The sequence below is a fragment of the Achromobacter sp. T5-5 genome, assembly GCF_055397965.1.
Genome location: NZ_AP027919.1, coordinates 2,818,410 through 2,831,289, shown reverse-complemented (window position 1 = coordinate 2,831,289; position 12,880 = coordinate 2,818,410). Strand labels below are relative to the sequence as shown.

The 12,880-nt window shown below is 66.1% G+C and carries 9 protein-coding genes; 2 read left to right on the top strand and 7 right to left on the bottom strand.

Features of this window, described 5'->3' with window-relative positions:
• Positions 1–57: 57 nt before the first annotated feature.
• A complete protein-coding gene (gene fes / locus ACZ50Q_RS12810) occupies positions 58–1,647 on the bottom strand; it encodes an enterochelin esterase (RefSeq protein WP_464081737.1) in 1,590 nt (529 codons plus the stop codon).
• A gap of 177 nt (positions 1,648–1,824) precedes the next feature.
• On the opposite strand from fes, the gene ACZ50Q_RS12805 reads away from it, so the two are divergent.
• On the top strand, positions 1,825–2,187 hold the full coding sequence (locus tag ACZ50Q_RS12805; RefSeq protein WP_464081991.1) for a group III truncated hemoglobin: 363 nt from the start codon (positions 1,825–1,827) through the stop codon (positions 2,185–2,187).
• 12 nt (positions 2,188–2,199) lie between these two features.
• On the opposite strand, the gene ACZ50Q_RS12800 is transcribed toward ACZ50Q_RS12805, so the two are convergent.
• From ACZ50Q_RS12800 to ACZ50Q_RS12775, 6 genes are all read right to left on the bottom strand, one after another.
• A complete protein-coding gene (locus ACZ50Q_RS12800) occupies positions 2,200–4,473 on the bottom strand; it encodes an ATP-dependent DNA helicase (protein WP_464081736.1) in 2,274 nt (757 codons plus the stop codon).
• Positions 4,470–6,116: a VRR-NUC domain-containing protein gene (locus ACZ50Q_RS12795; RefSeq protein WP_464081735.1), complete on the bottom strand. Its 1,647-nt coding sequence runs from the start codon at positions 6,114–6,116 to the stop codon at positions 4,470–4,472. Before ACZ50Q_RS12795 ends, ACZ50Q_RS12800 begins: the two co-directional genes overlap by 4 nt.
• A 21-nt stretch (positions 6,117–6,137) precedes the next feature.
• Entirely contained in the window at positions 6,138–6,704 is a 567-nt protein-coding gene (locus ACZ50Q_RS12790; protein WP_464081734.1) for a P-loop nucleotide/nucleoside kinase family protein, read from the bottom strand.
• A 283-nt stretch (positions 6,705–6,987) separates the two neighbouring features.
• Positions 6,988–8,316, bottom strand: coding sequence for a c-type cytochrome (locus ACZ50Q_RS12785; RefSeq protein ID WP_464081733.1), 1,329 nt, complete (start codon positions 8,314–8,316; stop codon positions 6,988–6,990).
• A 12-nt stretch (positions 8,317–8,328) separates the two neighbouring features.
• Positions 8,329–10,104: a GMC family oxidoreductase gene (locus ACZ50Q_RS12780; RefSeq protein WP_464081732.1), complete on the bottom strand. Its 1,776-nt coding sequence runs from the start codon at positions 10,102–10,104 to the stop codon at positions 8,329–8,331.
• A 2-nt stretch (positions 10,105–10,106) separates the two neighbouring features.
• Positions 10,107–10,820: a gluconate 2-dehydrogenase subunit 3 family protein gene (locus ACZ50Q_RS12775; protein ID WP_464081731.1), complete on the bottom strand. Its 714-nt coding sequence runs from the start codon at positions 10,818–10,820 to the stop codon at positions 10,107–10,109.
• Between the two features lie 442 nt (positions 10,821–11,262).
• Between ACZ50Q_RS12775 and ACZ50Q_RS12770 the strand changes: the two genes are divergently transcribed.
• A complete protein-coding gene (locus tag ACZ50Q_RS12770) occupies positions 11,263–12,876 on the top strand; it encodes an NAD(P)/FAD-dependent oxidoreductase (protein WP_464081730.1) in 1,614 nt (537 codons plus the stop codon).
• Positions 12,877–12,880 lie beyond the last annotated feature (4 nt).

Sequence of the window (12,880 nt, the reverse complement as noted above, 5' to 3'; positions counted from 1 at the left end):
GTGGGCGCCCACATCCGCATCGGCGTCCGCGGCGCGAAACCGCCCCGAACCCGCCGGCTATTGCCGGGCTTGAGCGCCCGTGCCGATCAGCGCCAGCAGCCCGTCCGACAGGGTGCCGCGCCAGCTCAGGTAGTCATGGCCGCCGGCCACCTCGCGGTGTGTCACCCAGTAGCCCTTGGCGCGCAGCACGTCGCGCAGGTGGCGATTGGTTTCCAGGATGCCGGGCTGGCCTCCCCGCCCCGACTCGAACAGGCCCGCCCCCAGGAAAAACCGCACCGGCAGCTTGCGCACGGCGACGAACTGCCGGGTCAGCCACTGGTCCTCGTCGCCGGGCGGCGCCCACCAGTACGAACCGGACTGGCTGAGCACATTGCCGAAAACCTCGGGATGGCGCAACGCCGCGTACGACGAGGCAAGACCGCCATAGCTGGACCCGCCGATCACCGTGCGCGCCGCGGGCGCGGCGATGCCCTGCTTGCGCGCCCACGGCATGAGCTCGCGCGCCAGGAAATCGGCGAAGTCGGTATTCGGCGGCAGTTCCCGCGCCCGCGAATCCGCGGTGGGGTTGTCGATCAGCAGCGCGGCCGTCGGCGCGATGACGCCCGCCGCGATCATGTTGTCCAGGATCGTCGGCGTGGGCACTCGTCCCAGGTAAGCGCCCGCGTCGAACAGCACGAGCACGTGGTTGTCCGGGCCGCCAGGCTGCCATCCGGCTGGGCGATAAACGTGGATCTTGCGCGTATTGCCCAGGATGTCGCTGCGCAGCTCCAGCGCCTGGACGGTGCCGGCGGGCACGCCCGCGCGCGGCTCCACCCAGGGCTGCGGCGGCGCATCCGCCAGCTCCAGCACGGAATAGGTCTGGAAGGCGTCGATGCCGCGCTCGGGATAGACCTTGGGATTGTGCGGATCGGCCTGCGCCGTGGCGAGGATCGCGCGGCGCCGCGCCATGCCCGTTCCCGGCAGTTCGGGCACGTCGGGCGCCAGCCGGTACGACAGCCGCGCCGTCTTCGGCACCACAAAGCTCACGTACCAGACATCGGAATCGCCCAGCCGCGCCAACTGCGCGTGGTCCGTCGACGGGCCGCCGAACAGGCGCACATTGCGCTCCGCGCCCCGCCACAGGAAGGTGATGCGGTCGTGCGTGGCGGTCGCGGGCTCCACCAGCGGCGTGCCCTGGCGTTGGATCTCTTCCCAGAACGCGGCCGTCGTGCCGCCCTGCGCCAGCGTCTGCGCCAGCGCAGCCAGGCGCGGGCTCTCGATGGCAGGCGCGGGCGCGTGCTGTTTGGACAGCGGCAGCCGTTCGTCCACCGACCATTCGTATGCGCCCCGGCCCTGCGCGCGCACGATGTACTCGCCGTCCGCCGGACCGACCAGCATCAGTACGCCGGCGGGCTTTTCACGGTCGCTCAAACGCCGGACGTGGCGCCCTTGCGCATCCAGCAGGTCCAGGGTCACACCGCTGTCCGCCGCCCACTTACCCGAAAGGAATTCCCCTTTTTGCATCGCGATACGCTGTTGCGCCGCGGCCTGCGGCGTCACCGCGCCCCGCGCCGACTGCGCCGCCGCCTGACCGCACGCCATCATGGCCAAGGCAAGCGCCCACGCGCCCGGATTCAGGCAATGGCGCGCCACTTTCATCTGTTGCATATCCACCCACCATAATAAGAATGGATATCATTATTGCCCAAAAGCCCCATCCCGCTTGAGCCAAGTCAAAGCCGCGGTCCCGGCCCCCGACCTAAGATCGGCACCAGCCCCCGTCCGGAGACCATCTTGAGCACCAGCGCCACCGCCGACCTCTGCACCGAAGCCGAAATCCGGCACATGGTCCACACCTTCTACGGCAAGGCGCGCGCAGACGAATCGCTGGGGCCGATCTTCAACGGCATGATCCACGACTGGGACGAACACCTGGCCACGCTGTCGGATTTCTGGTCCGCCGTGCTGCTGGGCACCCGGCGCTTTTCGGGCATGCCCATGCCCAAGCACGTGGCCATGCCCAACCTGAACGCCGAACTCTTTGAACGCTGGCTGGTGCTGTTCACGGAAACCACCGACGCCCTGCCCAACCGCGCGCTGGCCGACGCCGCGCAGGAAATGGCCAAGCGCATGGCGCGCAGCCTTTGGTACGGCTACCAGCTCTCGCGCGATCCCAACCAGCCGCTCACGGAACTGCGTCCGGCCTAGCGCGACGCCCGCTCAGTCCACCTGCCACCAGCCGGGCAGCAGCCCACGCACCTTGGGGCGGCGATAACGATCGTCGATGAGATGCACCGTGCCCACGTCGTGCTCCGTGCGGATGACCCGGCCCGCCGCCTGCACCACCTTCTGCATGCCGGGATACAGGTAGGTGTAGTCGTAGCCGTTCTCTTCGCCATAGCGCAGGTCCATCGCGCGCTTCATGTTTTCGTTCACGGGATTGACCTGCGGCAGGCCCAGCGTGGCGATGAACGCGCCGATCAGCCGCCTGCCCGGCAGGTCCACCCCTTCCGAAAACGCCCCGCCCAACACGGCAAACCCGACGCCCTGTCCCGTTTCCGTGAAACGCGCCAAGAACGCCGCGCGGCCGGGCTCGTCCATGCCCGGCGTCTGCAGCCAGATCGGCACCTGCGGATGGCGCTCGCGCATCAGGTCGGCCACGCGCTTCAGGTAGTCGAAGCTGCTCAGGAAGCCCAGGTAATTGCCGGGCCGTTCGGCATATTGGCGCGCGATCAGGTCGGCAATGGGCGCCAGCGAGCGCTCGCGGTCGCGATAGCGCGTGGACACATTGCCCACGACCCGCACCGCCAGTTGTTCCGCCTGGAACGGCGCGGCCACGTCGATCCACGGCGTGTCCTTGGGCAGCCCCAGCGTGTCGCGATAGAACTGCTGCGGACTCAGCGTGCCCGAAAACAGCACCGTGGCGTGCGCCCCCGCATAGCGCGCGGCCAGGTACGGGGCAGGTATCACGTTGCGCACGCACAGCGTGGACGGCGGCGTCTTGGCGCCGGCGAACCCCACGTCGCCCAACGTCACATCGAACAGCGCATGCGAACCGAACTGCTCCGCCAGCCGCATGAAATGCAGCGCCTCGAAGTAGAAGCCGAGCAGCGGATCGTCCTGCGGCAGCGGCGTCTGGCCGATGTGCTCAGTGATGGCCGCGACCGCCTTCTGCACCGCCGCCAGCACGCCCGCCGGCGCAGCCTCGTACGCCTGGTAGCGTTCAGCCTGTTTCTTGTTCAACGCATTCCAGGACCGATGCAGCCCATCCAGCGGCTTCTTCAAAGCCTTGGGCGCGGCGTGGCGCGCGGCCGTGAGCCGGTGCTGGTCGAGCTCGCCCGTATACATGCGGCGCGCGCGGTCCACCAGATTGTGGGCCTCGTCCACCAGCACCGCCACCTTCCATTGATGCGCCTGCGTCAGGGCGTAAAGCATCGCGGTGGCGTCGTAGTAGTAGTTGTAGTCGCCCACCACCACGTCGCTCCACCGAATCAGCTCCTGCGACAGGTAATACGGGCAGACGTCATGTTCCAGGGCAGTGGCGCGCACGGCCGGCGCGTCCAGCCGGGTATGACGCGCCAGCGCCGCGGCGCGCGCGTCGGGCAGGCGGTCATAGAAGCCTCGCGCCAGCGGGCAGGAATCGCCATGGCAGGCCAGGTCGGGATGCACGCAGCTCTTGTCGCGGGCCTGCAGGTCCAGGACGCGCAGGCCGGGCGCAGCAGGCTGCGCGTTGATCGTGTCCAGCGCCTCGACCGCCAACCCCCGTCCGGAACCCTTTGCGGCAAGGAAGAACACCTTGTCCAGGCCGGTACCCGGACTGGCCTTGAGCAGCGGAAATATCGTCCCGAGCGTCTTGCCGATGCCCGTGGGCGCCTGCGCCATCAGGCAGCGGCCGTCCCGCGCCGTGCGGTACACGGCCACCGCCAGATCGCGCTGTCCAGCGCGGAATTCGCCATGCGGGAACGCCAGCTTTTCCAGCGCCGCGTCGCGCGTCTGGCGATGCGCCAATTCCGTCTTTGCCCAGGCCAGGAACCGCTCGCATTGCTGCTGAAAGAAGGCGGCAAGCGCCGCCGCGTCGTGCGTTTCCACCAGCACCGTCTCTTCTTCGGTCGCCACGTTGAAGTACACCAGCGCCACGCGCACGCTCGCCAGCCCCCGCGCCTGGCACAGCAGATGGCCATAAACGCGCGCCTGCGCCCAATGCACCACGCGGTGGTTCTCGCGCACGCTGTCGAATTGACCGCGGTAGGTCTTGATCTCTTCCAACTGGTTGGCCACGGGGTCGTAGCCGTCGGCGCGGCCGCGCACCAGCAGGCCTTCAAAAGCGCCGGACAGGGAAACCTCGGTCTCGTATTCGGGGCCCCGCCGCCCCGTCACCACCGCATGCCCCGCCATGCCCTCCAGGCCGCTGGGCGCGGGCGTGAAGCGCAGGTCCAGGTCGCCCGCCCGGGCCGTGAATTCGCACAGCGCGCGCACCGCCACCGCGTAGCTCATGCCGCATCCCCCTGCCAGCTCACGTGGCAGACACGCACCGGCATGCCGTGCGCGACGCAGTATTGCAGCCAGCGGATCTGGTTGTCCTGCAACTTGTCGCCAGGCCCCTTCACCTCGATCATTTCATAGCGGCGCTCGGCCGGCCAGAAGCGCACCAGATCCGGCAGGCCGGTCCGGTTGCCCTTGACGTCACGCAGCATGCGCGTGAAAAACAGTTTCAGGTGCGCGGCGGGAACGCAGTCCAGCGCCTGCGCCAGCAAGGTTTCGGACAATGCGCCCCAGAACACGAACGGCGATTGCACGCCAGCCTTGTCGGCGTATCGCCGAAGGATGACGTCGCGATAGGTGTGCGTATCCAAGTGCGCAAGGCACGCGTCGAACTGCGCCTGCCGACGCGCGTGGAAGTCTGGCGATTCAAGATCGGCGGGGCCGCGCTGGAAGGGGTGAAAGAAAGCGCCAGGCAACGGCGCAAACACCGCGGGCCAACACAGCAGGCCGAACAGCGAATTGATCAGCGCGTTCTCGACGTAATGAACCGGGGCGTCGTCCTGATGCAGGTGATCGCGCGTCACGTACTCCACCGACGACGGCTGAACCGGGCGCGCGAGCGACAGGTCGGTGCGCGGCACGACCGGCGGGGCGATGCGCGCCGCCGCGCCCTGCCCCAGCCCGCGCCGCAGCCGCGCCATCATGCGCGCCACGCGCTGGCTCTCTTCCTCGCTTTCGGGCGCGCTGCCGGCCTGCAAGGCCAGCGCCATCGCTTCCTCGAACCGCTGCATCCGTTCATACACGCGGATGCGCCGATGCCGCGCGCCGGGATAATCGCAACACGCATAGGCGCGCTGCGCGGCCTCCCAGTCCTGCGCCCGCTCGCAGGCTTGTCCGATGCGCAGCAACACCTTGGCGCGGCGCTTTTCCAGCCAGGCATTGCCGCTGACGCAGTCCTGCGCGGCGCGCAGCAGTTCGTCCACGGCCGCGCCTTCGTCCAGCGCCTGGCGGCAGGCATGCAAGGCCAGATAGCAATCGACGTCCTCGCGCGTCTGGAATGCCCGCGACGCGGCGTCGAACGGCACGGCTTCGTACTGGAACACGCCCAGGTCCGCCAGCACGAACTCCGACCAGTCCTGATGCAGATTGCCGAAGAACATGAGGCGCAGGCGTTCGCAGCGTTGCGACACCATCACGCGCCACACGGCTTCGGCGGAATCCGGACGCCAGCAACCATAGGGCCGCGCATCCGAGAATTCGCCGCGCAGCGCCTCCAGCATGTGGGCCTTGCGCGCGGCCGGCCTGGCCACTGCGTGTGATGCGAACACGCGGCAGAGTTCGGGCTTGGTCAACAGCCCGAACAGCTCGTCCAGCGTCATCGGCGCCCGCGCATCCAGCCAGCCCAACGCCTGCAGCGGCGCGGCGGCCTCTTCGACGCCGGGGATCTCGTCGTAGACCAGCCGGCTGGCGCGGAACCATGGCCCGCGCCGCATCAGCATGCGTACCAGCAGCGCTTGCGGAGCCTGCGGCAGCGCCGCGAAATCGGCCAGGAAACGACAATCGTCCGCATCCAGCAGGTCGGCGTAGCGATCCGAAATCCACGCCAACGCGCGCTGGAAATTGTGCAGGTAGTAATAACGGTGCGGGGGCAACATCGGCGACGGCCGGAAGACTGTTTATTTATCCAGTGATAATAACAGCCCGGCCGCGGGCGAGACCTCCTCCCCCGCCAGCCATGCATGCCTGATGATGCACAACCCTTCCGCCGCCTCCGGCTCGACGAAATATGCCGTGATCGCGTCGTACTCCGCATCGCTGGTCTTGTAAGGATGCGTGCCCGAGGCATTGCGCGCGTGCAACCGCGCCTTGCAGACCGCGTCCGGCACGTCCAGGTAATGCAGTTGGTGCGGACAGCCCGCCTCCTGCGCCACCGCAAGCAGCCACTCGCGGCTGCGCCGCGTATTGGCGGGAAAGTCCAGCACCACCGACAGGCCTGCCGCCACCAGCGCCGCCACATGCCCGCCCATGGCGTTGCGCAAGCGGCTGGCGCAGCGGCCGTAGTCGGCCACGTCCACGATCTCGCCGGGATACAACGCCGCCAGCCAGCGGTCTTCACTGAGCAGCAACGTGCGCGGCGGCGCGGCCAGCCGTGCGGCCAGCGTGGACTTGCCCGCGCCGATCTTGCCGCACAGGAAATGCAGCATGGGCGTGGCAGCCGAGCGGGAGGATTCGAGGGATGACATGGAAGGCTCCTGTGGGAAAACCAGGAGGCGGAAACAACAAACCCGCCTCGTTGGCGGGTTTGTGCAGCGATATGTCCGGATGCGCGCTACCCCACCATCAAACCGATGGTGGCAATAATCAAAGCGAAAGGCGCGTGTGACCGGGGCATAAGGCGCAGCTTGCCCGCCCATGCGCCCCTTGTCAAACCGCGCACGAAAAACGGCGCCGGAAAGCCTGGGCTCTCCGGCGCCGTTTGCGTCCCGCCCACGCCCGGGCGGAACAGCCAATCACGGCATCGTCAGATCACTGCGCGCGCACCGGCTGCGGCGCCGCGCCGATCTCCTTGCGCACCTTGGCCACGTCGGACGCGGTGACCGCCGCGCCCTGGTTGCCCCAGCTCGACCGCACGAAGCTCACCACGTCGGCGACCTCCTTGTCGGTCATGCGCCAGTCAAAGCCCGGCATCGCGTACGCGGTCGGGGCGGACGCCGTGCCCGGCATCTGCGCGCCCTTGAGCACGATGTGGATCAGCGAGGCCGGATCGGCCGAGTTGACCGTCGAGCTCAACGCCAGCTGCGGGAAGGTCTCGGTGTAGCCCTTGCCCGTGCTGCGGTGGCAGGCCGCGCAGTTGTTCAGGAAGGCCATGGCGCCGTCGCTCTTGTCCTTGCCGGACCGCAGGGCTTGCGCCACGGTCTCGTCATAGGCCAGGGGCTTGGTGGCGTCCTTGTTCACCGGCGGCAGGCTCTTCAGGTACACCGCAATGGCGTTCAGGTCGTCGTCGGTGAGGTGCTGCGTGCTTTCCTCGACCACCTGGGCCATCCCGCCGAAAGCCGCCGAATGGCCGTTGCGGCCGGACTTCAGGAAGGTCGCGATGTCCTCCTTGCTCCAGCTACCCAGGCCGTCCGTGGCGTCGCCGCGCAGGTTCTTGGCCAGCCAGCCTTCCACCACGCCGCCCGACAGGAATGCGGAACCGTCCGCGTCCGTCAGCGCCTTCTCCTGCAAGGCCACGCCGCGAGGCGTGTGGCACGTGCTGCAATGGCCCAGGCCTTCAACGAGGTACTGGCCGCGCAGCAGCGCCTGCTTGTCGGCGCCGCTGGCGTTTACCGTGACCGGAGCCGTCGCCACGTCGGGCGCGAACATCCAGCGCCACACCGTCAACGGCCAGCGCATGGACATGGGCCACACGATATCGGTGTCCTTGTTCTCCTGCTTCACGGGCTCGACGCCGTGCATGAAGTAGGCGTACAAGGCCTTCACGTCTTCGGGCGTGACCTTGGCGTACGCGGTGTAAGGCATGGCCGGGTACAGCGAATGTCCGTCCTTGGCCACGCCGTGGCGCACGGCCTGGTCGAAGTCCTCGAGCGAATAGTTGCCGATCCCCGTTTCCTTGTCCGGCGTGATGTTCGTGGAATAGATCATGCCCAGCGGCGAATCGATCCCCAGGCCGCCGGCAAAAGGCTTGCCGCCCTTGGCCGTGTGGCAGGCGATACAGTCGCCGGCGCGGGACAGGTACTCGCCCTGCTTGATCATCTGTGCATCGGTCGATGCCGGCGTGCCGTCGGCCGCGAACGCCGCACTGGCAACCAGGGCCGACATGGCCGAGACGGCCGCAACAATGGTCTGCTTCAACATTGTTCCGTCTCCTTAAGCCTGGACCAGCGGGCCGGGGTTCTTCAGGTACTGCTCGCGGATCGCCTGCGCGGCCCAATAGGCCAAGGCACCCACCAGCCCCGTCGGGTTGTAGCCCATGTTCTGCGGGAACACGCAGGCGCCCATCACGAACACGTTCGGCACATCCCAGCTCTGCAGGTACTTGTTGACCACGCTTTCCTTGGGATTGGAGCCCATGATCGCGCCGCCCGTGTTGTGCGTGCTCTGGTAGACGCGCGTGTCGTAGCGCGCGCCCTTCTTGCGCACGCCCACAAAGTACTTCTCGGGATTCATCGCCTTGGCCACGGTTTCCATGCGCTTGCCCATGTAGCCCAGCATGTCGAACTCGTTGTCATGCCAGTCGAACGTCATGCGCAAGAGCGGCTGGCCGAAGGCGTCCTTGTAGGTCGGATCGAGCGACAGATAGGCGTCGCGGTACGACATAACCGAACCGGAAATCCCGATCGTCATGTAGCGCTGATAGGCGTCCTGCACGCCCGCCTTCCAGGCCGTGCCCCAGGTCGCGGTGCCCGGCGGCGTAGGCGTCTGCTTGATCGGACGACCGCCGGTGCGCACATGGCGAATGCTGGCGCCACCCACGAAACCCAGCGGGCCGTGGTCGAACTGGTCGCCGTTCAGGTCGTCCATGCCCACGCCGCCGGCGCCGGTGCCGGCGAAGGGGTTGAGCTGGGTGCCCTTGGGCAGCAGCACGTTGATCCCGCCGTTCATCTGGTACGCGTAGTTCTTGCCAACCACGCCTTCATTGGTCTTCGGGTCATAGGGCTTGCCGATGCCCGACAGCAGCAACAGGCGCACGTTGTGCATCTGGTAGGCCGACAGGATCACCAGATCGGCAGGCTGATCGATCTCGTTGCCGTCCGCGTCGATGTAGGTCACGCCGACGGCCTTCTTGCCGGTCGAATCCAGATTGACCTTGATCACCTGCGAACGCGTGCGCAGCTCGAAATTCGGCTTCTTCAACAGCACCGGCAGAATGGTCGTCTGCGGCGAGGCCTTCGAATACATGTAGCAGCCGTAGTTCTCGCAGAAGCCACAGAAATTGCAGGGGCCAAGGCGCACGCCGTACGGGTTGGTGTACGGACCGGATGCGTTGGCGGCAGGCGTGGGATAGGGATTGAAGCCGACTTCGCGCGCCGCCTTCTCGAACAGCGACGCGCCATAGGTAGTAGCCAGCGGCGGCAGCGGGAACTCCTTGCTGCGCTTGCCTTCCAACGGGTTGCCGCCTTCGACGATCTTGCCATCCAGGTTGCCGGCCTTGCCCGACGTGCCACAGACGTACTCGAACTTGGTGAAATGCGGCTCCAGCTCGTCGTAGGTCACGCCGAAGTCCTGGATCGTCATGCCTTCCGGGATGAACTTCTTGCCGTAGCGCGTTTCGTAGCGCGTGCGCAGCTCCAGCTCTTCCGGCAGCACACGGTAGTGCATGCCGTTCCAGTGAAAGCCCGCCCCGCCCACGCCCGTTCCCAGCAGGAACGAACCATTCTGGCGATACGGCACCGCCACGTCGTCCACGCCGTGGCGGATCGTCACGGTTTCCTTGGACAGGTCCTGGAACAGATAACCGCGCACCGAATACTTCAGCTCGTCGATCACCTTGGGATACTCGGCGTCCTTGGGCGTGTCCTGCATACCGCCACGCTCCAGCGCCAGCACCTGCAGGCCCGCCTCGGTCAGCTCCTGGCCCAGGATCGCGCCGGTCCAGCCGAACCCGACCAGCACTGCATCAACTTTGTCTTTCTTGATCGCCATGATTAACCCTTCTCCCCAGAAATCGACACGGGGCCATAGGGGTACTTCACATTGGGCTGGTCCACCCAATCCATAAAGTCGGCGCGCGCGCCGGGAAAGCCCACCATCTTCCAGCCGACCATGCCCTTGTTGCCGCCATAGATCGGATCGGCAAAGAACCCTTCCTTGGTGTTGGCCAGCAGGAAGCTGAAGAACGTCTTGGACGGCACCGACTCCAACACGATCTTGCCGGCCTGCAGGTCCTTCAGGATCTGCTCCTGCAAAGCCTTGTCGAGCTGCGCGTACACCTTGCCGTGCGTCTTCACGCACCAGGCGTCACAGGCCTCGATGCCATGGCGATACACCTGGCGGGGATTCTGGTTCAGTTGATAGCCCAGTTCCGGCACCTGGTCGGTGTGGAACGGCCCATCCATGTACCAGAGCTTGCCGTGGCCGAAAGGCGTTTCCATCTGCCGATCGATGAACTCGGGCACGCCGGCCGCGATGGCGCCAGGACCGTACTCGTCGGCTGGAATCAAGTGATCCACCGCGGCAACGATGAAGGCCCATTCGGCCTGGGTGAAATAGGTGGGCTCGTAAGGCTTGGCCGCTTGAGCGGCGTTGCCCTCGGCGGCGTTGGTACAGCCGACCGTCAGGCCGCCGACCGCCAGCGTGGACGCTGGCACAATGGCCATCGCCTGCAGAAACCGCCGGCGCGGCTTTGCGTCATCAGTCATGGACATCTCCGTGAATACTCCAAGTTGTCCTAGCGCGCTACCGAACATGAAACCTGGAAACACGAACTGCCCGAGCTAGAGACAACACGCTCTTTTCTTGCTGAAAATCAAGACTGCTCTTTGAAAAGGGACGTAAGAGCAGGTGCGGGCATTATGCGCTTCTGATCCGCTCAATCGACCGTATCAGATGGAAATTCTTGACGTGGAAAAGTCTTTTGCATTAAGGACAAAGTAAGAACAAGGAAAAACGCAGGGTTTCTGACAGCCAGATGAACGAAAAGCCTTGATTCACGCGGGCGGCGGCGTCCAGACTGCGCGGACCGCTCCCCCGCATGCCATTCGCCTCGTCGCACGCCCCGCCGCGCCCACTTTCGCGGCGCGCGGCTCCAGTACAATCCGCGTTTGGCGACGTTGTGATCGCCCATCTGTCTGGACCCCAAGCATGTTGCGTCTGTCTGAAATCAAGCTGCCGTTGAACCACACGCCCGAGGAACTGCCCGCGGCAATCCTCAAGAAACTGGGCATTCCGGCCAGCGACCTGAACGGCTACACCATCTTCCTGCGCAGCTACGACGCCCGCAAGAAGCACAACATCCTGCTCATCTACACGCTGGATGTCGACGTCGCCAACGAAGCCGCGCTGCTCAAGCGCTTTCACGACGACCGCAACGTCAAGCCTTCCCCCGACACCGAATACAAATTCGTCGCCCAGGCGCCCGCGCAGTTGTCCAAGCGGCCCATCGTCATCGGCACCGGCCCCTGTGGCCTGTTCGCCGGCCTGGTGCTGGCGCAAATGGGCTTCAAGCCCATCATCCTGGAACGCGGCAAGGCCGTGCGCGAACGCACCAAGGACACCTGGGGCCTGTGGCGCAAGCGCATCCTGAACCCCGACTCCAACGTCCAGTTCGGCGAAGGCGGCGCGGGTACGTTCTCGGACGGCAAGCTCTACAGCCAGATCAAGGACCCCAAGCACTACGGCGAGAAGGTGCTCAAGGAATTCGTCCTGGCCGGCGCGCCGGAGGAAATCCTCTACGTCAGCAAACCGCACATCGGCACGTTCCGCCTGGTCGGCATGGTCGAAGTCATGCGCGACACCATCACCAAGCTGGGCGGCGAGGTCCGCTTCTCCAGCAAGGTCGAAACGCTGCACCGCGAAAACGGCCAGGTCACCGGCGTCACGCTCTCCAATGGCGAACACATCGAAGCCGACCACGTCGTCCTTGCCATCGGCCACAGCGCCCGCGACACCTTCCAGATGCTGCTCGACCAGGGCGTCTTCATGGAAGCCAAGCCGTTCTCGATCGGCTTCCGGATCGAACACCCGCAATCCCTCATCGACCGCGCACGCTTCGGCCCCAACGCCGGCAACCCGATCCTGGGCGCCGCCGACTACAAGCTGGTGCACCACGCCAGCAACGGCCGCTCCGTCTACAGCTTCTGCATGTGCCCCGGCGGCACGGTCGTCGCGGCCACGTCCGAGCCCAACCGCGTCGTCACCAACGGCATGAGCCAATACTCGCGCAACGAACGCAACGCCAACGCGGGCATCGTCGTGGGTATTTCACCCGAGGTCGACTACCCCGAACACGTCCTCGCCGGCGTCGACTTCCAGCGCAAATGGGAATCGCAGGCCTTCGAATTGGGCGGCCGCGACTACAGCGCGCCGGGCCAGTTGGTGGGCGACTTCCTGGAAGGCAAGGCCTCGACCGAGTTCGGTTCCGTGCTGCCCTCGTACACGCCGGGCGTGCACCTGACCGACCTGGCCACCGCCCTGCCCGACTTCGCCATCACCGCGATTCGCGAAGCACTGCCGGCGTTCGACAAGACCATCAAGGGCTTCAACATGCCGGATGCGGTGCTGACAGGCGTGGAAACGCGGACGTCCTCGCCGATTCGCATCAAGCGGGATAACGAGACGCTGGAAAGCATCAACACGCAGGGCTTGTTCCCGGCGGGCGAAGGCGCGGGTTACGCCGGTGGGATTCTGTCGGCGGGGGTGGATGGGATCAAGATTGCGGAGGCGGTGGCGCTGAGCATCATGGGGCGTCAGGGATAACCAA